Here is a 21,933-nt window from a genome sequence, read left to right as displayed (position 1 = left end):
ATGGGCGCAGTCTACGCGTTCTCCCCGAGCGTGGGCCAGCTTCGCAGAGGTCTGTCGGCGGCGCGCCGGCGGCGTGCGCCTCCGCCGCGCGCGCCGCCAGCTCCCCTCACAGCTCGGCGTAAGGACCGGGGACGACGTACGCGTCGTCGTTGGCCGCGTACGTGAAGACCCCCCAGCAGACGAGCTTGTACTTGATGGCGAACGCCATCGCCTCCCTCAGGTTCGCCTTCGGCGCGAGCACGGCGAGGTTCGAGCGACGGACGCCCCACCAGCCCGGCCCGTGCTGCAGCACCGCGTCGTGGAGATCCTGCGTCGCGTGCTTGGAGTCCTCGAGCACCGCAAGGCGCAGCCGGACGAACGACTTGTCGCGCGCGGGGAAGTCGAACCAGTACAGGTTCGACCTCGCCAGCTTCGGGGTGATGCTCCCGGCGCCCTGCGCCGCGAGGAAGCGGCTGAGATCCTCGGGCGAGAGCTTCTGTGTGACCGGGTGCGTGTCGACGCCGCTGCACGTCTCGGGGCCGATCTTGAACTCGCCCAGCGCGAGCGGCGCCTCGGGGCCGTTCTCGGGGGTCAAGAGGTACCGATCGATCGCGGGCAGATCGTCCGGGTACTCCACGCCGGCGTCGATGCCGCTGCACGCCGGGGCCCCCAGCGCAAGCGCGAAGGCTGCCGCGAGCGCGGGGCGTCGGGGCGCGCGGCGGCCAGGCGCCGGACGCTCGTGGCCCTGGCTCGTGCTGGTGGAGGGGGGGCTCGGCGCGCTCGCCGCCGGTGCTCCGGCGGGCTCGCCCTTGCGACTCGGTTTGCTTTCGTTGGACATGTCTCTCTCGCGGCACGGGGTACCGCCTCGATCGGCGGGCGCAGCGCTGCCCGGGCCGGGCAATCATTCAATGCCGGGCACCCCGAGGGCAAACTCCTCGGCGAACATTTGGCTGGCGTGCCCTCGCTGGCCTAGAGTTCCCCCGATGAGGCACCTCGGAATGCCGATGCTCGCGCACGTCCCCGCCTTCCGCGCCCGCCGTCCGCTCGCCGCCGGAGCGGGGCGCGCGGGCGTGGCCTGCGCCGCCGTGGCCGCGATCGCGCTGCTCGCCGGCTGCGGCGGCTCCCCGACCGCCCCCAAGCAGGATGACGTCTTCTACCTCCACGGCGCGGCCGGCTCCCTGAGCAAGGACTCGAGCTTCGAGGTGTACTTCCCGCCGCTCGACGCGCCGGCGACGGACCGGGTGCCGCGCAGGATCGGCGTGGGCCTCATGAACGGCGACGTCCGCATGAGCCGCCCGATGGACTGGAACGTCGGCGGCGCCGACTACACCCCCGAGCGCCGCTTCATCACGTACCAGTCCCCGCGGCAGTTCCTGTTCTCGATCTACGAGCGCATCGACAGCCCCGAGGATCCGTGGCCCGACGTGCTCAAGCGCTACGAGGCGGATCTCGAGGAGCAGGGCGCGGAGATCCTCTCCGGCCGCGCGCCCGTGGCCACGGCGAACACGCAGGGGCGCAGCTACCTCGTCAAGGCGAAGATCCCGTCGAAGCCGATCTCGGATGCCTTCGCCCACGAGATCCTGCTCCGGAGCCCCCGCCGCATCCTGCTCGTGCAGATCGTGCACCACGAGAACGTCGACGCGAACGCCGACGAGATCTCGGCCGCGCTGCAGAGCCTCACCGTTTACTGAGCGCAGGGCGAGTCCACGGCGCGAGCGCCGCCGCGCCTCCCGGCGGCCCGCGGCCTGGGTCACATCGGCGGGGGCTCGCCGCGATCGTCGTCGTCCTCGTCGTCGCCGCCCGCGAGGTGCTTGTCGTCGAGGGGGATCGTGATCACGAGCCGCTCCGCCGCAGAGCCGCCGATCCACGCGGTGCGCTTGAGCGTCGCGGCGCGCGGCGAGCCGAGCTGGAACCGCGGCGCCTCCTCTGTGTCCACGTGGATCTCGAGCATCACGTCGTGGATGCCCGGCGTGAACGTCTCGATGACGCCGCGGACCAGATCTTGCCGTCGACCCCCGGGCAAGAAGGAGAGGTACTCGTCGTAGCCCACCGGGCCGAGCACGACCTTGTAGCGGCCGGAGCCGTCGAACACGTAGCGCCCCAGGGTCAGGCTCTCGCCCAGCTGATGGTTCATCACGCCGAGCTTGTTCCTGAACGGCTTCTCGATCTTCGTCCAGTGACCGACGAACTGCTCGATCTTCACGTCGATGTTGCCGAGCATCTCGGACAGCACCGTCTCCAGGTTCCTCGCCGAGCGCGACTTCGAGGCGAGGACCGACGCGTAGCGGAGGAAGAAGAAGCGATCGAGCGGCGTCTCGTAGCCGCGGAAGCCGTCGACGCCGACCGCGCAGAGCATCCGGCGCGAGAAGGGATCGGCGCCCTGCTTGCGGTACGTGACGGGCAGGCGGTACTTCGTCCACGCGCGGTAGAGCAGCGACAGGAGCCGGTGGTGGAAGACGTCGAGGAGCTCGCGGATCGGCTGCGGGCCGCCCTGGTAGTCGGCCTGCGCGATCTGCTCGATGAAGTACGCCGGCAGCGGCGACACCGAGCCGTACAGGGCGAGGAACGTGGTCGAGACGCGGGCGCGCTCCACGCCGTCAGCGGCCTTGATCGGCGCGAGCTCGCTCACGTCGCTCGAGGCGAAGATGAGCGAGGGGTCGCCGCGCAGCCGGATGCGCTCGTCCTGCACCGGCCCGAGCTGGCCCACCGGCGGCGCGGCAGGGAAGAGCCGCTCGAGCAGGTAGATGAGGCGGTAGTACGAGAAGCGTGGCGCGGTATCCGCGAAGCGCCGGAGCGTCTCCAGCGCGACGGGGTCGGCGCTCGCGGCGCCTCTCGGCGCAGCCGGCTTCAGATCAGCGTCAGGCTGCCGCTCTTCGGGTCCCATTTGTGCACCACGCGTGTATTCGTGCCGGTGACCGTCAGCTGCGTGAACGAGTTCAGCGAGACGTAGGACCCGAGCATCTCGTTCAGGATGCTCGCGAACAGGTACATCTCCCCCTCGCCGACGAACCCGCCCTCGTCGAGCTCGATGTCGACCGCGACGCCGCGCACCGGCGCCCCTCGGTACAGCCGATCCGTCGGCCGCACCCGGATCGCCTTGATCGCGGCCAGGCGGAGCTGGTTCGCGCGCGCCGCCTGACGATCGACGATCGCCTGGAAATTGTAGAGATCGACCGTCGCCCGGAGCACCTCGAGCTCGGTGATCGAGCGGTAGCTCATCGCCATGTGGGCCAGCACGCGCCACTGCAGCTCGCGCCCGAGCGGCGGCGGGAGCGGCGCTGTGACGCCGGTGAGGTTGGTGAAGCTCGCCACGGCGGGTGACGTCGCCGTCGGCACCCTGAGGTCGCCGAGCTTCAGCTGCGCCGGCAGGCGGCGGTTCGTGCTCGTCGCCTCGATGCTGATCACGTCGAACTCGGGGAGGGCCCCCGCGTCCTGCGGGGAGCCGAACGAGAGGTACATGTCGATGCCGTCGCCGATGGCGGCCGGGCGGAGGTGCGCCTGGTAGAAGATCGTCCGCGCGGCGGCCTCGGGATCGAGCTCGTGCTGGAAGCTGAAGAACGAGGGGATCTCGACGCGCTGGCTCGTGCGCCGGGCGATGCCGACGACCTTGTCGATGCTGTGGATCTCGAAGGCCGCGGGCGCCGCGCCCGCCGGGCGGCAGAGGTACTCGTGCTTCGTGGCCTCGGGCTTGATCGGATCGCTCGTGTGCTCGAACAGGTTCACGACCGGCGAGCAGAACAGCCGGATGTTCTCCTTGCCGATCCGCGTCCCGGGCGGGAGCCCGTCCCTGAACTGCAGCAGGATCGCGAACCGGTCGGAGATCCGCTCCGCCGAGAGCGCCTGGAGGCCGGTCACCTCGAAGAACGCGAACTTCTGCGGGAGCGTGAAGAACTCCTGCAGGAGCCGGAACCCCGGGTAGACCGTCTTCGGGTACGGGATCAGCGACTCTTCATCGGAGAAGCCGGTGAGCCGCACGGCGCGCGCCGGGAGCGACGCGATCGTCGTGTCGCGCCCCGCGGCGTCCACCGCGGCGAGCGCGACGGTGTCGACGTGCGCCCCGACCCAGAGGCGGAGGTCGTCCTGCAGCCTGCGCTCGCCGTGGATGTAGAAGCGCAGCGAGGAGAGCGACAGGCCCGACAGCGCGGCGCCGCCGGTCAGGCGGAGCTCGATGCGGAGCGTCTGCGCGAGCTGCGCGCCCGTGTCGACGCGCACGTCCTCCACCGCGAGCGGGACGAGCTCGACGTCCTGGGTCGTGCGGAACCGGCACGAGACGCCGTCGACCGGCACCGACCCGACCTCCGCGTGCCGAGCGACGACGAGCTTCTCGCGCACCACGTTCGGGAGCGGCGTGAACTCGATGATCGAGGTCGCCGGTATCTGGCGGAGGTAGTGCGGAAAGAGCAGCGACGCGACCGAGTGGATCACCTCGGGGAGCTCGTCGTCGAGCTTCTGGCGGATCTTGCCGGTCAGGAACGCGACGCCCTCGAGCAGGCGCTCGACGTCGGGGTCCCCGCCTTTCTCCGCGAGCATGGGCGCGATCCCGGGGTAGGCGGCGGCGAACTCGCGCCCCAGATCCCTCAGGTAGGTGAGCTCGTCCTGGTAGTACTTGTTGAACATCCTCTCGCCACCGCCAGTCGACCGCCGGGGCCGAAGGCTGTCAACCGCCGTGAGCCAGGCCGCCGGGCGGGGGCTACGTCATCCGGACGTTGCCGCTCTGGTCCACTGCAGCGCCGAGCCGGAGCGCCTGCCGCCGGCCATCGGGAAAGTGGATCTGCGCGGTGATCTCGAACTCGAGGACCATCGACTGGATCGTGTCGGTGCGCAGGTGCCGGACCTGCACGTTCTTCAGCCGCGGCTCGTAGGTCTGGATGCAGTTCTTGAGCGAGCGCTGCACCAGGCCGATCGCCTCGGGGAACTCATGCAGGACCTCCGAGACCTCCATGAGGCCGTAGTCCGGGCAGGTCAGCGAGCTCCCCTGGCGGGTGTTCAGCATGTGCCCGAGGTGCGTCAGGATGGCCGACTCGAGGTCGTGATCCCGGTAGGTGTGCCGCTCCGTCGAGTGCGGGTCGGCCGCGTGCGCGATTCGGGTGAGGAGGGAGGCGCCGGCCACGGCGGGATCGTAGCTCAGCTCGCGCCTCGAGCGGAAGCCCGCCCGCTCAGCGCGGGGTGAGCCAGTCGTCTTCCGCGGAGACGCCCCCGTCGTTCCAGGTCCAGACGACCTTCTGGTACGTGAACGCGACCTCCTCCTGCTCGGGCAGGCGCGATTGCCCCGGGTTCCTCACGTTGAGCATGTGGAACTGGATGCTCGAGATGTTCGCGTTCGTGAGCTGGACCGTGAAGACAGGCCTCTCGACGCCGATCGCGATCGACCTGTAGAACTGGAGCTCCCAGCGGGGGATGCTCTCGTTGTGGCTGAGGATGCTGAGGAGGAGCGGCGTGGACCGATCGAGGTCCTTCGTGACGATGAAGGGCTTGTGCATCCGCTTGCCCGTCGGGCGCCCGGTGACCGGGTCGCGCGGCCCCACCAGCGAGTGGAACACCTCGGTGACGAGGATGCTACCTTCTCGCCCCTTCTGGGTGACGGAGCCCCTGATTTCCCCTTGTCTTTCGCCGACGAGTCTGAGGTAGGCGCTGAGGGGCATGCCAACATTCTGAGCTTGCTGCGCGTGATGGCCATGCCTGATTTTGAGGCCCCGCTCTGATGCCCCAACGTCAGGACGACAAACGCAACCGGGCGACCCGAAGGTCGCCCGGTGCGACGAGACCTCAGCAGCTAGGTACTACCCCTGCGGCGTCTCCCAGTCATCGTCCGCCTGACGCGCGCCGTCGCCGTCATCGAACGACCACTCGATCTTCTGGTACGTGAAGGAGACCCGCTCGTACTCCGGGCGATCCTTGGCGCCGTCCCCGCCGCGCGTGTTGTCCATGTGGAAGTCGATGCTCGCGACCGTCGCGTTCGTGAGCTTGACCGTGTAGTGGTTCTGCTCCTTGCCGACGTTCTTCGACGCCGCGGTGCCCGGCGTGTAGAACTTGAGCGTCCACTCCGAGATGCTCTCGTTGTTGACCAAGGCGTTGTAAAGAAGGGGGGTTGCCTTGTCGAGCTCCTTCGTGATCACGAAGGGCTTGTGCTGGCGCTTGCCGCTGGGCAGCCCGGTCGCCGGGTCACGCGGGCTCACGACCTGATGCTGCACCGAGATGACAGCGATCGACTTCTCGCGACCCTTCTGGGTGACCGAGCCATCGATCGGGCCCTGGGTAACGCCCTTCAAAACGAGGTGAGCTTGCAACGCCATGATCAAATGCCTCTTCCTTCAAGAACTCGCCGCCTGGGCTCAGTCTACGCCCCATTGCGCGCTGGCAGACGGTGCGCTCCGTCGGGACTAGGAGTTCAGAGACGCAGAGATAAGACTCTTATCGTATCTCTACCCCTGTTCGTCTCAGGGAGTCCAGAAGGTAACTCCCTCTTTGGGAGCGTCAAGACTTTTGTGTCCGGGAGCGGTGCGGGTTTCTTGGCATTCGGTTCGCTTTTCGTTGGGGTTTGGTTCGCGTTTGGTTCCTGAGGGCGCGCAATATTCCGTCGCGAAGCCAGCGCTTCCATAAGAGGACGCGGGCGTGTCCATCGCGTTGCGGGCGTGTGGGGAACGTGACGACGCGCGGGGCGGCGGCGTGATCTGGCATGCGCGCGACCGCCGACACGGAGAACGAGGCGAGCTGGCCGGCCACGGCCGTTGGCCGGCCATGGCCGTTGGCCGGCCATGGCCGTTGGCCGGCCAGGGCCGTTGGCCGGCCAGGGCCGTTGGCCGGCCAGGGCGTTAGGTCGCGAACTCGCCTTGGCGACGCCTTGCATGATACGAAGAGCGCGTGAGCATCGTTCGCTTCGGCTCCGTCGTCGGCCTGGGGCTCGCCGCCGCCCTCTCGGGCTGCGGATCGTACCCAGAGCAGCCACACGGCGAGCTCCAGACACGCAAGCAGAATCCGATCCCAGTGTGCACGACCCAGCTGCCGCCTGCGAAGCGCGGGGCGGGCGGCAAGGCGGCCGTCCGCACCCTCGACCCAGACCAGTGGCTGAGCGTCGTCATTCCCGGCTACAGCGAGGAACGCGGGATCGGGCCGACCGACGTCGACTGTACCGGCCACTACGTGTTCGCCAACGAGACCCTGCGCGGCGGCATCTCCAAGTCCGGCTGGCCGCGCAAGATCGACCCCGACGAGGTCGAGATCCGCTCCGGGCCGGAGGGGCTTCGCGCCGTGTGGGTGCGCGTCCTCAGGTTCGAGAACGGCGACGAGGGCGGCCTCGTCGCGCTCGTGCGAGCGGCCGGCGATCGCGCTGACGTCTACGGGGTCGGCAGCTTCCGCGCGCCCGCGAAGGGGACCAAGCTGTCCCCGGTGCGCCTCGGCAACGACAACCTCGTCGTGGCCGAGACGAAGGACTGCCCTGATCCCGACGACTGCCGACAACGAGCGCACTTCTACCTTGCGCGAAGGGGGCGGCTGATCGAGGCGGCTTCCGTCGACCTGGAGCGGACGGCGGTGGTGCCCTCCGTCACCGAGCGCGGGCTCTACGCCCGCTACGTGCTGCGCACCGACGTCTCCTACAAGCCGAACGGCATTCAGCTGCTCGAGCAGGTGCGGGTGAAGATCGTGAAGCACGACGACGGCAACCGCGACAGCGACCGCGAGCTCCGCCGCGTCGAGTTCCAGCGATTCCTCCGGGTGGACCGGGATACGCTCTTCTCGTCGAACGATCCGCTCTGGGAGCGCGTCGTCGGACAGGACTAGAACAGCAGCCGAGGCCGGGGGGAGGGGGAGCGCGGGGGGCAGGCGGGGGCCGCCGGACCCGCAGGACGCGCGTCTCCCCGCGCATGGCGCGGACGAGGCGCGCGTGATCCGCTCGAACCTCGGCCTGCCCCCCGCGCTCCCTCCACGACCCCTGGCCGGGTCAGCGAGCGGAGGGAGGCTCGCCAGCGAGCGGAGGGAGGCTTGCTGGCGAGGGGAGGAGGGAGGCCTGCCGGAGAGGGGAGGGAGACGTACCGGAGAGGCGGCTACCAGCAGAACAGCGCGTTGCCGTAGCCGCAGTTCGGGCGCTGGAGCATCGCGTAGGCGGTGCCGACAGCGAGGCCGCTCAGGAAGCCGGTGACGCCGCCGATCGCGATCTGACCGGCGTTCTCGTGCGGCCGCGTGTCGCCGGGGGCGACGCCGCGGGCGATGGTGGTGACGACCGAGGCGGTGAGGGGGAAGGCCACATTGCCGATGAAGGCGCCGGCGTTGAAGCGGCCAGACGAGTAGCGGAACGTGTCGACCACGAAGATGCCCGTGCCCGCGCCTGTCGCGCCCCAGGAGGCGAACGCGTGCGTCGACGGGCCGCCGAACGACTCGCAGCCCGAGTCGGACACCGCCGCGTTCGTCTCGTCGATCGAGCAGCCCGGGCGCGTCGACTCGAGCGCGTTCTTGATCGGCAGGTCCACGAGCAGCGTCAGCGCTGTCATCGTCATGGCGGGCGCCATGACCGAGAAATGCCAGCGCCCCTTCCAGCCGACCGTGGCCTCGGGATCGCTGTAATAGACACGCGGCATCAGGAAAACGACGGAGCTTCCCAGCACGAGGCTCACGTCCGAGACCGTGGCCCAGTTCTTATCGCGTTGGACCGTCGTCTGCGCGGCCGCCTCGCGCGGGGCGAGGAGGCACGCGGCGACGGCCAGACAACCTGCTGCTACGACTTTCTCCCTGATTCGCATGAACGGCGCCTCGCGTTCGGCCGCGCCTCCGGCGAAGATCGGCGAGCCCAAGGCGCGGCTCGCCGCGCGAAGCCCCGCCGTTTTGGGGCGCTAGCGTTTGTTCGGATTCCCAGAGCCGGGGAAGCGGACGATGCTCCGGCCTCCCGACTCGCCGGACGACCCATAGTCCTCTGCGGCGGTCGCAGCGTACGCCCGAGAGAACTGCTCGCCAAATATTTCCCGAAAAGTCTCCTTGTCCTCCCCCGAATAGTCGCCGTGGCGGCGCTCGTAGAGCTTCCAGAGCTCCTCGTACTTGTTCGAGAACAGCCCGCCTTTCTTGCCCGCGCGCTCGAGCTTCTCCTCGAGCGTCTTCGGGGAGAGCTTCACGAGCAGCGACCTCACGCCCCCCATCACGCCGTTCAGGAGCGCGATCTGGTGGCTCATGACATCCACGAAGATCTCGTGGAGGTGCCGCGCGGCGTCCGGGCCCCCGACCGGCGTGAGCAGGACCGTGCCGAGCTCCTTCGCGTCCTGCGCGTTCGCGACCTTGTCCGTCTCGGCGGAGCGATCGCGCGCCAGCACCTCGGCCTCGAACTCCTGATAGCCGTCGCGCAAGCTCACGAAGCACTTCAGGAAGACCTCCATCGTGTCGCGGAGCCGCCGCGCGAAGTTGACGATGCCCGCGACGTCGTCCGGGGGCTTCGCGCCGGGGGCGAGGGCGCCCGCCAGCTCGGAGAGCGCTGCGAACGCCGCGTTCGCGGGGGCCAGCTCGCCGAGCGTGCGGTAGTCCACGCCGTAGTACTGAGAGATCTTCTGAAAGTCCCGCTCCGCGAGCACGCTCGGGTGCTCCTCGCCAAGCCGGCGCAAGTAGCTCTGGCGCGCATCGGGCGGGAGGCGCGCGAGGTGATCCCAGATCATCCGGTAGACCGCGGCCCACGCGGTCCGGTACGCCTCCAGGTACGGGACCACCTGACGCAGGTAGGGGTCTTCGCCGCCGGGAGCGGCGCGCTTCTGCGGGCTGATCAGCGCGGACAGGTTGTCTCCGCCCGTGCCGAGCAGCGTGCCGTCGTTCGGGCTCTCGGACTTCAGCGGCGCCTCGATGATCGCGAGCCGGATCTGGATCGGGCCGATCGTGATCTCCGGCTGGCCGGTCACGTCCACCGAGGTATCGCGCGCCAGCCGGTGCCCCGCGAACATCGTCCCGTTGGTGGAGCCGAGGTCGCGCACGAAGATCCGGCGATCGCGGACGTCCACCGCCGCATGGAACTGGGAGATGTAGGGCCGGTCGATGTGAAGGTCGTTCAGCTGATTCCTGCCGATCCGGACAGGGAAGCGCTCGAACGAAACGTCGAAGCTTTGGTTGGCCTGGGTGTCGGACACGCGGGCCGAGAGCGCCGCCGGCATGGGGGCAGACTAGCAGACCCGCTCCGCCGGACGGGAGTGCCTGACGTCCATCCGCACCATGCGGCCCGCCAGTCTGCGTGCAGCCCACCCAGAGGCCACGCCGAAGCCCGAGAGGGCGCCGAGGCCGGCCCGCCCAGCAGCGCGCCAAGCCCGGCTCGCCCGGGCCGGCCGGTTTGTTGACCGGTTTGCCTACATGGTGCGACCTTGAACCACACACCAATGAGCCTCGTCCACAAGATCCCTCCCCTGGTCTCGGCCCTGGCGTTTGGCTACGGGGTCGGGATGGCGGCGCCCCAGTCGGCGATCACGTCGGTCCAGTCGGCGGTATCGACCTACCAGCTGGGGGCAGCGCGGGCCACGGCGCCGGTCGGGGCGCTCGCCGCGGCGCCGCCGTACGCGGCGCCGGCGCGCGGGCTCGACGGCCCGGCAGCGCCGCCGGGGGGCGAGTCGCGGGAGCTGTGGCGGCTGCGCGAGGCGGCGGGGCGCGACGCGCGGGAGGGCGCCGCGTGCGAGCTCGATCGGCCGAGCTTCTCGCGGCCGCCGCGCGCGTTCTCGGCCGAAGGCAGCTACGCCGACGACGTGGACGACCTCGACTCGGCCGGCGCCGAGGCGCTCTCGAAGCTGCAGCTGCCCGACCTCCGGCTCGCCGTGTCGCGCCGCACCCTGAAGTACGTCCGCTTCTTCACGCGCACCGACCGCGGGCGGCAGATGTTCGAGACGTGGCTGAAGCGGAGCGGGCGCTACCAGGAGATGATCCAGGCCGAGCTCAGGGAACGACGGCTTCCGGAGGATCTCATCTGGGTGTCCATGATCGAGAGCGGCTTCGATCCGCGGGCGAAATCGCCGGCGGGCGCCGTCGGGCTCTGGCAGTTCATGCCCGCCACCGGCGCGGTCTACGGGCTCCAGCAGACGCGGCACCTCGACCAGCGGAAGAACCCGCGCCTCGCCACGCAGGCGGCGGCTCACCACCTGCGCGATCTCTACCTGCGCTTCGGCAGCTGGGACCTCGCGCTCGCGGCCTACAACATGGGCTACGAGCAGCTGCTCGACCGCATCGATCGCTACGGGACGTCCGACTTCAACGAGCTGGCGCGCCAGGAGGCGATCCCCTCGGAGACGGCCGCGTACGTGCCGAAGATCGGCGCGGCGGCGATCGTGGCGAACAACCTGGAGCGGTTCGGGTTCGATGAGGTCGCGGTGAGCCGGCCGATCGACGCCGCCGAGATCGCGGTGTCCCCGGGGACGCCGCTCAAGACGCTGGCGAAGGCCGCCGGCGTCGGGACCTCGACGCTGCGGAAGCTGAACCCCGACATCCTGGGGGACCGCGTGCCGCCCGGACGGGGAGACTTCCTCGTGATGCTCCCGCCGGACACGCTCGCTCGAGCGCAGGCCGCCCTGCCCGCGATGCTCTCCACGGAGCTGCTCTCCACGGACGACGCGTCGATCCTCGATCCGGTCGATCTGCTCGGCGGACGCGACTTCGCGCCGCGGAGGGGGAGCCGGGACGACGAGAGCCTGCTCTCGCTGCTCCCGAAGCCCGCGCGGAAGCGGACGGCGGAGACGGACGTGGACGACGACGACCGGCCTGCGCTCGGCAAGCGGCGCTCGATGCGCGATCCCGTGGCCACGTCCTCGCTCGACGATGGCGCGGAGGGCTCGCCCGACGACGACGCTGTCGACGTCTCGCGCGCCCCGCTGCGGACGCGCGCCGCGCGCGGGCAGTCGCGGTCCGCGCGCGAGGTGATGCTCTACCGCGTCGCGCCCGGCGATACGCTGATCGGCGTGGCGCGGCAGTTCGTCATAGACGTCGAGGACGTCGCGCGCGATAACCGTATTGAGCCGGACCAAAAGCTCCGCGTTGGCGCCCTGCTCAAGCTGCGGATACGGCCCGACATGGTGGACCGCGTCGCGGCCGGCGAGCCGCTCGCCGCGCAGGACAAGGACGACAGCGCCCACGACGCCGCGCCGGCGCCGCGAGGCGACGCGACCCGCGGGGGGGCCAAGCCGGCCGCGCGGGAGCGCGGAGAGGCGAGCGGGGCCGAGGGCCGCGCCCCGGAGGCCGCGGAGAAGAAGCGCAAGGGGCGAGGCTGACGAGGCGCTTTCGGACGAGGGCGCGCCTCGGCTAGCATGCCGCGCATGCAGCTCGTCGACACCAAAGCCATCGTCAAGCGACTCACCAAGAACTGCACCTCTGCCCTCGAGGCGGCGATTGGCCAGTGTGTCAACGCGCGCCACTACGAGGTCACGCTCGAGCACCTGCTCCTCGCGCTGCTCGACGACGCGAACTCCGACATCGCGTTTCTCGTATCCCACTATGATCTCGACCCGTCGCACCTCCGCGCCGCGCTCCAGCGCAGCCTGGAAGAGCTGAGGAAGGGCAACGCCGGGAGGCCCGTGCTCTCGCCGACGATGCTCGAGTGGATGCAGGACGCCTATCTCGTCGGATCCATGGAGTACGGCTACCAGCGGGTCCGGAGCGGCGTGCTCTTCCAGCGCCTCGTCCAGCAGCCGACCCGGTACTCGGTGAGCAGCATCGGCGCGTATCTCGAGGCCATCTCGAAAGATGATCTCAAGAACAACCTCCCCAAGATCGTCTCCGGCTCCAAGGAGGAGGCGGAGGCCGCCGCGGCGGCGGCGGGCGCAGGCGCGGCCGGGAAGCTGCCGGCCGGGATGGCGAGCGCCGGGGCCGATTCGGCGCTGGCGAAGTTCTGCGTCGACTACACGGGGAAGGCGCGCGCGGGGCAGATCGATCCGATCTTCGGTCGCGAGCGGGAGATCCGGCAGGTCATCGATATCCTCGCGCGGCGGCGCAAGAACAACCCGATCATCGTCGGCGACGCGGGCGTCGGGAAGACGGCCCTCGTCGAGGGGCTCGCGCTGCTCATCGTCGAGAGCACGCCGGAGAACCCGAAGGTGCCGCCGCTCCTGCAGGGCGTCGACATCCTCGGGCTCGACATGGGGCTGCTCCAGGCAGGGGCCGGCGTGAAGGGCGAGTTCGAGAACCGGATGAAGCAGGTGATCGCCGAGGTGAAGGGGTCGTCGAAGCCGATCATCCTCTTCATCGACGAGGCGCACACGCTCATCGGCGCGGGCGGCCAGCAAGGCGGCGGCGACGCGGCCAACCTGCTCAAGCCGGCGCTCGCCCGCGGCGAGCTCCGGACGATCGCGGCCACGACGTGGAGCGAGTACAAGAAATATTTCGAGAAGGACGCGGCGCTGGAGCGGCGCTTCCAGCCGGTGAAGGTCGACGAGCCGAGCGAGCCGGCGGCCGTCGTCATGCTCCGGGGGCTCCGGCCGAAGTTCGAGGCGGCCCACAACGTCATCATCCAGGATGAGGCGGTGACCGCGGCCGTGCGGCTGTCGGCGCGCTACTTGACCGGCAGGCAGCTGCCGGACAAGGCGGTCGACCTGCTCGACACCTGCGCGGCCCGGGTGAAGGTCGCGCTGCAGCAGCGCCCCGCCGCGGTCGAGGACGCCGAGATCCTCATCGTGAACACCGAGACCGAGCTCAAGGCGCTCGAGCGGGATCGGGACAAGGGAGTCCACATCGATCAAGAGCGGGTCGCGGAGCTCAAGGACAAGCTCGCCAAGGCGAAGGCCGAGCTCGAGTCGGTGCGCGCCGACTACGCGAAGGAGACGGCCGGCACGCAGCGGGTCATCGACGCCCGCAAGAAGATGGACGAGGCCAAGACGAACGAGGAGCGGGACGCCGCGCGCCGCGACGTGGTGAAGGCCCTCGACGAGCTCAAGCAGAGCCAGGGCGAGGTGCCGCTGATCCGGCCGGACGTCGACGAGGCCATGGTCGCGAGCGTGGTCGCGGCGTGGACGGGCATCCCCGTCGGCAAGATGGTCCAGGACGACGTGAAGGCGCTCCTCGAGATGGAGGACCGGCTGACCCGGCGGATCAAGGGGCAGACGCACGGCATCGTGAGCATCTCGAAGGAGCTCCGGAGCGCGCGCGCGGGCCTGAAGCCGCTGAGCACGCCCCAGGGCGTGTTCCTGCTCGTGGGGCCCAGCGGCGTCGGCAAGACGGAGACCGCGCTCGGGATCGCCGACCTCATGTTCGGCGGCGAGCGGATGATGACGGTCATCAACATGTCCGAGTTCCAGGAGAAGCACACCGTCTCCCGGCTCATCGGCTCGCCCCCCGGCTACGTCGGCTACGGCGAGGGCGGCATGCTCACCGAGGCCGTGCGCCAGCGGCCCTACACGGTGGTGCTCCTCGACGAGGTCGAGAAGGCCGACCCCGACGTGATGAACCTGTTCTACCAGGTGTTCGACAAGGGCATGCTGAGCGACGGCGAGGGGCGGCTCGTCGACTTCAAGAACACGGTCATCATCCTGACGAGCAACCTCGCGACCGACAAGATCACGAACATGACGGTCGCCGCGCGGGAAGAAGACCCGTCGCGCCGCCTCGACGCGGACGGCGAGTTCATCAAGGAGATCGTCGAGTCGATCAAGCCGACGCTCTCCGCGCACTTCAAGCCGGCGCTGCTCGCGCGCATGACGACGGTGCCGTACCTGCCGATCTCGCCCGACGCGCTCGGCGAGATCACGCGGCTCAAGCTCGACGCGCTCGTCGACCGCCTGCGCAAGAGCCAGCGGATCGAGGCGTCGTACTCGGACGCGCTCGTCGAGACGATCGCGGCGCGCTGCACCGAGGTCGACACGGGGGCGCGCAACATCGACCATATCCTCCGGGCGTCGCTCCTGCCGCTGCTCTCGGTCGCCGTCCTCGAGAAGATGGCGGAGGGGCCGCTCCCCAAGCGGCTCCAGATCGGGGTCGACGCCGAAAAGAACTTCACGATCGCGTTCTCGGACTGAAACGGACTCAATCGGACCGATCGACGCCGCTCGCACACCGAAAGTTGTACTGGCCACGAGACTCCGCATAAATTGGGCGGAGCATGGTCCCGTTCGCCAAGCTCCTACAGCGTTCGATGTGGATCGGGGAGCCCCGTTCGCCCTCCCCCGCAGGGGAGGGCTCGGCGCGCCAGCCGGGGCCTCGACGTCGGCCGGCGTCGCTCCTCCGCGGGGCGGCCCGGGCGAAGGTCGCGGCGGCCATCGCCGCGGCGACCCTCGCCGCCTTCCTCGGCGCCGCGCTGCCCGCCGCGCTCTCGGGCTGCACGTCCGCCGCGCCGCCGCCCGCGGCCCCCGAGCCGTGCGACGTCCAGATCGTGACGCTCTCGATCTACGCGTCCGACAACATCAACCCCAACGAGAACGGGAACCCGCGGCCCGTGGTCGTGCGGCTCTACCAGCTGAAGAGCAGCGCGCGCATGGAGAACGCGACATACGACCAGATCCTCCTCAAGGACAAGGAGACGCTCGAGGACGACCTCGCCAAGGTCGACGAGGTCGAGGTCTTCCCGAACGACCTCGTCGAGGTGAAGTTCGAGCGCCTGCCCGACGCGAGCCACCTCGTCGGCGCCGCCCTGTTCCACAGCCCGAAGGGCAACAGCTGGAAGACCTTCTACGAGTTCCCGCTCCCGCCCGGAGAGGCGCAGTGCGGCGGCCGCGAGTCCGACGCAGGTCCGCCCGTGGCCGATCCGCGGGTCGCGTTCTTCATCGACTCGACCAAGATCGACAACGGGGTCGAGTTCGACGAGTCGATGTTCCCCAACGCGAGCGCAGTTCGCCGGCTCAGCCTGCCGAAGAAGGTGGCCGCGCCAGAGGCGCCCGCTCGCCCGGGGAAGTGATCGCCGTGGCGCGCGCAGGTCGTCCTCCCAGCGGCAGTCCACGCGACGTGACCGCGCCGCCCTCGGCGACGACGAGCGGCCCGATGCGCGCAGCGCAGCGTCGGCGCTCCCCGCGCCTGACCCGCTTTCGCGACGCCGCGCACGGCACATCTGGTAAGACTGGACGGGCGACATGATTCACCCGCGCAAGCCGGTCTGGACCGAGGGGCTCTTCATGACCCCTCAGCACCTGCAGCAAACGGACGCCTACCACGAGACGCTGCTCCATGCGCGCCTCCATGCCGTCGTGGGCTACGACTGGGGCATCACGTCCGCCCAGTTCGATGAGCGCGCGCTCTCCGCCGGGCAGTTCAAGGTGGTCAAATGCCACGGCGTCTTCCCCGACGGCACGCCGTTCTTCATCGGCGATCGCGGCGAAGATCAGGTCGAGGCGCGGCCGCTCGAGGGCGCCTTCCCGGCCGCGTTGAAGACGCTCGACGTCTTCCTCGGCATCCCGAACCTGCGCGAGACCGCCGCGAACATCAGCCTGGACCCGGCGAAGGCGGGCCCCGCCCAGCGGTTCGTGGCCGCCCAGACGACGGTCCCGGACGTGAACTCCGGCCGCAACGAGCAGTCGGTCACCTGGGCCCGCACCAACCTGCGGCTCCTCTTCGGGACCGAGCCGCGCGACGCGTACCAGACCGTGCGCATCGCGCAGCTCGTCCGCGACAGCTCCGGCGCGATCGCCCTGCGGAAGAGCTTCATCCCGTCGGTCCTTCGCATCAACACGTCGGACCACATCATGTCCGGCCTCCGCCGCGTGCTCTCGGCGCTCGTCGGCAAGCAGAAGTCGCTCGTCGAGGGGCGGCGCATGCGCAACGCGGCGTCGGTCGACTTCCAGGCCTCCGACCTCACCAAGTTCTGGCTGCTCCACACCCTGAACTCGTACATCCCGATCGTGTCGCACCTCGTCGACCACGGCGGCGCGCACCCGGAGCAGTGTTATGTCGTCCTCGGCTCGCTCATCGGAGAGCTCTGCACCTTTGCGGCCACCGACAGCGATCCGACGACGATCCCCAAGTTCAACTACCTCGAGCTCGATGGCGTCCTCGACCCGATGTTCGACCGGGCCTGGAAGCTCATCAACGAGGTTGTCACGGAGCAGTTCGTCATCGTGCCGCTCGAGAAGCGCGAGGACGGCATGTACCTCGGCAGGTTCGAGGACCCGAAGCTGCCCCGGAGCCACGAGATGTTCCTCGAGGCGAAGGGCACGGACGAGGGCACGCTGCGCGAGCGGCTCCCGCGCCTGCTCAAGATCGGCTCGTGGACGCAGATCGGCCACATCCTGCACTCCGCGACGCCCGGCGTGAACGTCGCCATCGAGTACCGGCCGCCGGGCGCCATCCCGGTCAAGCCGGGGCTCGTCTACCTCCGCGTCAACCAGAACGGCGATTACTGGAACGATATCCTCGGCTCTGGCACGATCGCTATCTACCAGCCGATCGAACCGCAAAAGGTCGATCTCCGGCTGATCGCCGTCCCGGCAGGAAAGTGAACGTGTCAGGCCGCCCCTTCCGGGTGAGGAGCCCATGAGCCTCTCGCAGACGATGTACTTTGTGTGCTCCGACGTGCTCTCGCTGATCCTGCAGCTCAGGAACTCGCGCGACCTCCCGGCGCCCGACATCCTCCAGCGGCGCGTCCTCGGCCTGTTCGACACGATGATGCAGAACGGCCGGGAGGCGCGCATCCCCGAGCAGGACATGATCGACGCGAAGTTCGCGCTCGCGGCCTTCGCCGACGAGGTGATCTTCAACTCGAACTGGCCGGGGAGGACGCAGTGGCTCCAGAACCCGCTGCAGTTCCAGTTCTTCCAGCTGAACACGGCCGGCGACGGGTTCTTCACGAACCTCGACAACCTCTACGGCCAGCGCGGAAGGAACCACGTCGCGCAAATCTACTTCCTCTGCTTGGCCCTCGGCTTCCAGGGGAAATATCGTCTGCGCCAGCAGGAGGGCCTCGGCGCCGTCATCGAGGGCGTGGGCAACCACGTCGCTGTCGCCGAGGGCGGCGGTGAGGCCCTCGCGCCGAACGCGGAGCGCAAGGACGGCGGGGCGAACGCGGTGCGCCGCGAGCTGCCCTACCTGGCCATCGCGCTCGGGCTGCTCGTGCTGGCCGTCCTCGTGGTCATCGTGCTCCGGCTCGTCGTGGCCTCGGACGCGGAGGGCGTGGCCGACCAGATCAAGAAGCTGATCAGCACGGGGACCTAGGCGACTCCGCCGTCCTCTGCTGTTCCCGAGGGAGACTTCCGATGTGGCTGTGGATCCTGAGCGCCCTGTTCCTCACCGCCGTGTGGGGAGTGTGGTTCATGCTGCGCCCGGCGGCAGGGGAGGGGGCCGAGGCGTTCCCGATCGAGATCCCGCTCGTGGCGACGGCGGTCGTCCTCGCCCTGCTCGTCGGGCTGGCGGTCTATCGGCGCATCCGCGCGGCGCGCGCCGCGCGGGCGCTCGAGAAGGCGATCGCGCAGCAGGCGCAGGAGCAGGTGATCAACGCGAAGCCGGAGCGGCGCGCGGAGATCCAGGAGCTCAACCGGCAGATGCAGGAGGGCATCGCCGCGCTCAAGGCATCGAAGCTCGGCGGGGGCAAGCGGGGCGCCGACGCGCTCTACGTCCTCCCCTGGTACGTGATGGTCGGCCCGCCCGGGGCAGGCAAGACCACCGCCCTCCGGCACTCCGGGCTCGTGTTCCCGTACATCGACCCCGAGCGCACCGGCGTGCGCGGCGTCGGCGGCACCAGGAACTGCGAGTGGTGGTTCACGAACGAGGCGATCCTCCTCGACACCGCCGGCCGGTACACGACCGAGAGCGACGACCACGACGAGTGGATGGCGTTCCTCGAGACCCTGCTGCAGCACCGCGAGCACAAGCCGCTGAACGGCGTCATCGTCGCGGTGAGCCTGAGCGATCTGCTCGACGCGAGCGACGAGCAGATCGATCAAACCGGCAAGAAGATCCGCGCGCGCATCGACGAGATGCAGCAGACGCTGCACATGGTCCTGCCGGTCTACGTGCTCTTCACGAAGAGCGACCTGGTGGCGGGCTTCACCGAGTACTTCGGCGACCTGAAGAAGAGCGAGCGCGCCCAGGCGTGGGGCGCCACCGTGCGGCTCGACGAGAACAAGGACGAGCCCGGGAAGATCTTCGATCGCGAGTTCGACGTGCTCGTCGAGAAGCTCCACGCGCGCCTCACGAAGCGGCTCATCGGCGAGCGCAACCGCGAGGTGAAGGAGAAGAGCTACCAGTTCCCGCTCGAGTTCGCGGCCGTGAAGCGCAACCTGTCGGACTTCATCGCGGCGGCGTTCGCGCCCAAGGCGGGCGCGGCGCCCACGCCGATCCTGCGCGGGTTCTACTTCACGAGCGGCGTCCAGGAGGGGCGACCGCTCGACCGCGTGGTCGGGGCGATGGGGCGCGCGTTCGGGCTCCGCGCGGGGCTCGGCGAGGGCGAGGAGGACGCGACGGTCCCGAAGGAGTCGAAGAGCTTCTTCCTGCACGACGTCTTCACCAACGTCGTCTTCCCGGATCAGGACCTCGCCGCGCGCTCCGAGGCGGAGCTCCGGCGGCGGCGGATGCAGCGGATCCTGGTGGCCGCGGCCGCGGCGCTCGTGGCGCTCCTGTTCCTCCTGCCGGCGGTGATCTCGTACTTCAACAACAAGGGGCTCGTCGCCGAGACCCGGCGCATCTCGGACGAGATCGCGTTCGTGGACTGGTCCGGGCGGAGCGGCACGCCGCCGAACGTGCGCGCGAACATCGACAAGCTCGATCGGCTGCAGGAGCACGTGGGGCGGCTCGACGGTTACGTCGAGAACACGCCGATCGAGTACGGCTGGTTCATGTTCCAGGGGGACAAGCTGTTCCCGCCGACGATGGGCCAGTACATCATGAGCTTGAAGCAGGGCTTCGTCAGCCCTGCGAAGGCGCAGCTCGAGGCGAAGCTCGAGAAGGTGCGCGAGGGGGAGTTCCTGGACGGCTACAACGCCCTGCGGAGCTACCTCCTTCTCGGCAAGGAGTACCAGGGCCACATGGATGAGCAGGCGGCGCGGTGGCAGACCGGGCGGCTCGTCCAGGTCTGGGCCGACACCCTGAAGCCGTTCACCGATCTGCCCGAGAGCGAGCTCAAGGAGCGGCTCACGCCGCACGTCGCGTACTACATCGACCTCGTGCGGCGGAAGAAGCTCGAGGCCGAGGAGCTGAACGAGCCGCTCATCGCCCGGGCGCGCGCCGACCTGCTGCGGGTCGACCCGACGAAGCGCTACTACGATCAGTTTGTAACGAGCCTGATCGATCAGAAGTACGACGAGTCGGGGCCGAACACGCCGGAGAACCTGAAGTACCCGCCGGTGTCGCTCAACGAGATGTTCGCGGATCGGCCCGAGGTGCTGACCGTCGTCCACAGCGCGCAGAAGAACCGGGGCGGGACGTGGTTCGAGGTGCAGGGGCCCTACACGGCCAAGGGGCACGCGCAGGTGCTCGAGTCGCTGAAGGAGGGGAGGAAGAAGCTCGAGCGCGAGCTCTGGGTGCTCCCCCTGTCGAGCGACGAGAAGCGGCAGGGCGACCAGATCCAGAAGGAGCTCGACCGCGTCCGGCAGGACTACGACAACGCGTACATCGCGCAGTGGGAGGCGTTCTTCCGCGACATCCAGGTCGACGTCCCGAGGACGAACCGGGACGCGATCCACGAGTTCAGGGTGCTCTCCACGCCCGACTGGCCCTACCGGCGGCTGCTCCAGCGGCTCTCGGACGAGACGCAGTTCGGGAAGGACGAGAAGCCGAGCCTGTTGACGGCGGACGGCGGCCTGCTCGACAGGGCCAAGGACATGATCGCGCAGAAGGTCGACCAGCGGACGGGCGTGCGGATCGACTCGATGCTCACGGGGAACCAGCGCGAGCACTACGATCCGGTGCCTGACAAGTTCGAGTCGATGGCCAGCTTCGGGGTGCCCCAGCCGCCGGCAGGTGAAGGGCAGCCCCCGCCGCCCCCGCCCAAGCTCGGCCAGTACGTGGGCCACCTCGAGCGGCTGGCAGGGGAGATGAGCGTCGTCGAGGACGGGCCGCCGGACGCGGACACCTCGAAGGCCACGGAGGCGTTCCAGGACGCGGTGAAGGAGACCCAGGGGCTGCTTCTCTCGATGGACCAGAACGGGCAGCGGCTGATGGAGCCGCTCCTCATGAACCCCCTCCGGCAGGCGTACAAGGCCGTCGTGCGGCGCGCAGGCGGCGCGGCGAGCGGGATCTGGGAGGTCGAGGTCTGGCCGCACTACCGCGACAAGATCAAGGACCGCTACCCGTTCAACCTCGCGTCGTCGCGCGACGCGTCGCTCGAGGACGCGATGGCCTTCTTCAAGCCGAAGGACGGGGTGCTCTGGGGCTTTTACGAGACGTACCTCAAGGGCTTCCACTACCAGGTCGGGCACGAGTTCTTCCCGAAGGCGCACCTGTCGGGGCAGCCGCAGGCGGCGAAGCCGTTCACGCCGTTCAGCGCGAACCTGTACAACTGCCTGAGGCGCTCGAACGAGATCTCCGACGCGCTCTTCGGGAGCAGCGGCGGGGCGGATCCGAAGGTCGTCTTCCACATCAACATGAAGACGGTCAGCCCGATCGTGAGCGAGGTGGTCTTCGAGGTCGACGGCCAGAAGAGGCTCTATCGCAACGAGAAAGAGTTCTGGCACACCTTCAACTGGCCGGGCGAAGGCGCGAAGGGGGCGAGGATCCAGGTGCGCGGCGCGGGGGGGCTCGACGAGGAGCTCGTGCGCGAAGGGCCGTGGGGGATCTTCCGGCTCTTCGAGGCCGGGACGACCACCGCCCAGAAGGACAACGACGAGCTGTTCACGGTGACCTGGCAGATGACGGCGCCGCCGGTGACCGTGACCATGGAGATCAGGCCGACCCGGGGGAACCACCCGTTCCCGACGAGCTTCTTCCGGGCGACCAACTGCCCTGCCAGCATCGGCGATCGCTTCGGCAAAGGGTGAGGTAGGCAGCAGCAACGGAGCCAGCGGGGGAGGGGGCGTCGTGCGGGGGGCCGGCGGGGGCCCCTCCCGCGAACTCGCGCCTTTTGGGGGGCTGTTGCCGTGTGAACGGGGGGGCCGAGACCGTGCGCGA

At 69.3% G+C, this 21,933-nt stretch carries 16 protein-coding genes; 8 read left to right on the top strand and 8 right to left on the bottom strand.

Going from position 1 to position 21,933, the window contains the following annotated elements:
* Positions 1-106: 106 nt before the first annotated feature.
* Complete coding sequence (locus WME82_RS27290) at positions 107-817, bottom strand: hypothetical protein (protein WP_437739419.1); 711 nt, start codon at positions 815-817, stop codon at positions 107-109.
* Between the two features lie 145 nt (positions 818-962).
* Here WME82_RS27290 and WME82_RS27285 point away from each other — a divergent pair, with 145 nt between their 5' ends.
* Positions 963-1,670: a hypothetical protein gene (locus tag WME82_RS27285; RefSeq protein WP_437292887.1), complete on the top strand. Its 708-nt coding sequence runs from the start codon at positions 963-965 to the stop codon at positions 1,668-1,670.
* 59 nt (positions 1,671-1,729) lie between these two features.
* Here the strand turns inward: WME82_RS27285 and tssG are convergent, their stop codons facing one another.
* The 5 genes from tssG to WME82_RS27260 form a co-directional block, all read right to left on the bottom strand.
* Complete coding sequence (gene tssG / locus WME82_RS27280; protein ID WP_438037682.1) at positions 1,730-2,863, bottom strand: type VI secretion system baseplate subunit TssG; 1,134 nt, start codon at positions 2,861-2,863, stop codon at positions 1,730-1,732.
* On the bottom strand, positions 2,827-4,596 hold the full coding sequence (gene tssF, locus WME82_RS27275) for a type VI secretion system baseplate subunit TssF (RefSeq protein WP_437541438.1): 1,770 nt from the start codon (positions 4,594-4,596) through the stop codon (positions 2,827-2,829). Before tssF ends, tssG begins: the two co-directional genes overlap by 37 nt.
* 73 nt (positions 4,597-4,669) lie before the next feature.
* Positions 4,670-5,089 (bottom strand): type VI secretion system baseplate subunit TssE, encoded by a 420-nt coding sequence (gene tssE / locus WME82_RS27270; RefSeq protein ID WP_437739417.1) that lies wholly within the window; start codon positions 5,087-5,089, stop codon positions 4,670-4,672.
* A gap of 46 nt (positions 5,090-5,135) precedes the next feature.
* On the bottom strand, positions 5,136-5,621 hold the full coding sequence (tssD, locus tag WME82_RS27265; RefSeq protein WP_437739416.1) for a type VI secretion system tube protein TssD: 486 nt from the start codon (positions 5,619-5,621) through the stop codon (positions 5,136-5,138).
* Between the two features lie 138 nt (positions 5,622-5,759).
* Positions 5,760-6,272, bottom strand: coding sequence for an Hcp family type VI secretion system effector (locus tag WME82_RS27260; RefSeq protein WP_437292882.1), 513 nt, complete (start codon positions 6,270-6,272; stop codon positions 5,760-5,762).
* Between the two features lie 568 nt (positions 6,273-6,840).
* Between WME82_RS27260 and WME82_RS27255 the strand changes: the two genes are divergently transcribed.
* A complete protein-coding gene (locus WME82_RS27255) occupies positions 6,841-7,758 on the top strand; it encodes a hypothetical protein (protein ID WP_438037681.1) in 918 nt (305 codons plus the stop codon).
* 263 nt (positions 7,759-8,021) lie between these two features.
* Here WME82_RS27255 and WME82_RS27250 read toward each other — a convergent pair whose 3' ends face one another.
* Together WME82_RS27250 and WME82_RS27245 are read right to left on the bottom strand one after the other, a co-directional pair.
* Complete coding sequence (locus WME82_RS27250) at positions 8,022-8,714, bottom strand: hypothetical protein (RefSeq protein WP_437541430.1); 693 nt, start codon at positions 8,712-8,714, stop codon at positions 8,022-8,024.
* Positions 8,715-8,804: 90 nt separating this feature from the next.
* Complete coding sequence (locus WME82_RS27245) at positions 8,805-10,097, bottom strand: type VI secretion system-associated FHA domain protein (protein WP_437541428.1); 1,293 nt, start codon at positions 10,095-10,097, stop codon at positions 8,805-8,807.
* A gap of 204 nt (positions 10,098-10,301) precedes the next feature.
* On the opposite strand from WME82_RS27245, the gene WME82_RS27240 reads away from it, so the two are divergent.
* From WME82_RS27240 to tssM, 6 genes are all read left to right on the top strand, one after another.
* Positions 10,302-12,188: a transglycosylase SLT domain-containing protein gene (locus tag WME82_RS27240; RefSeq protein WP_438037680.1), complete on the top strand. Its 1,887-nt coding sequence runs from the start codon at positions 10,302-10,304 to the stop codon at positions 12,186-12,188.
* A 36-nt stretch (positions 12,189-12,224) separates the two neighbouring features.
* The gene (gene tssH / locus WME82_RS27235; RefSeq protein WP_438037679.1) at positions 12,225-14,924 is read left to right on the top strand and encodes a type VI secretion system ATPase TssH; all 2,700 of its coding nucleotides are present in this window, start codon (positions 12,225-12,227) and stop codon (positions 14,922-14,924) included.
* Between the two features lie 83 nt (positions 14,925-15,007).
* Positions 15,008-15,799 carry a type VI secretion system lipoprotein TssJ gene (gene tssJ, locus WME82_RS27230; protein ID WP_438037678.1) on the top strand — a complete coding sequence of 264 codons (792 nt, stop codon included), beginning with the start codon at positions 15,008-15,010 and terminating at the stop codon, positions 15,797-15,799.
* Between the two features lie 172 nt (positions 15,800-15,971).
* Positions 15,972-17,333, top strand: a complete 1,362-nt coding sequence (tssK, locus tag WME82_RS27225) for a type VI secretion system baseplate subunit TssK (protein ID WP_437739410.1) — start codon at positions 15,972-15,974, stop codon at positions 17,331-17,333.
* Between the two features lie 34 nt (positions 17,334-17,367).
* The gene (locus WME82_RS27220; protein WP_437274698.1) at positions 17,368-18,045 is read left to right on the top strand and encodes a DotU family type IV/VI secretion system protein; all 678 of its coding nucleotides are present in this window, start codon (positions 17,368-17,370) and stop codon (positions 18,043-18,045) included.
* A 41-nt stretch (positions 18,046-18,086) separates the two neighbouring features.
* Positions 18,087-21,803 (top strand): type VI secretion system membrane subunit TssM, encoded by a 3,717-nt coding sequence (tssM, locus tag WME82_RS27215; RefSeq protein WP_438037677.1) that lies wholly within the window; start codon positions 18,087-18,089, stop codon positions 21,801-21,803.
* Positions 21,804-21,933: the final 130 nt, after the last annotated feature.

It is taken from the genome of Sorangium sp. So ce128 (assembly GCF_051525245.1).
GTDB lineage: Bacteria > Myxococcota_A > Polyangia > Polyangiales > Polyangiaceae > Sorangium > Sorangium cellulosum_B.
This window is presented reverse-complemented; position numbering and strand designations above follow the sequence as displayed.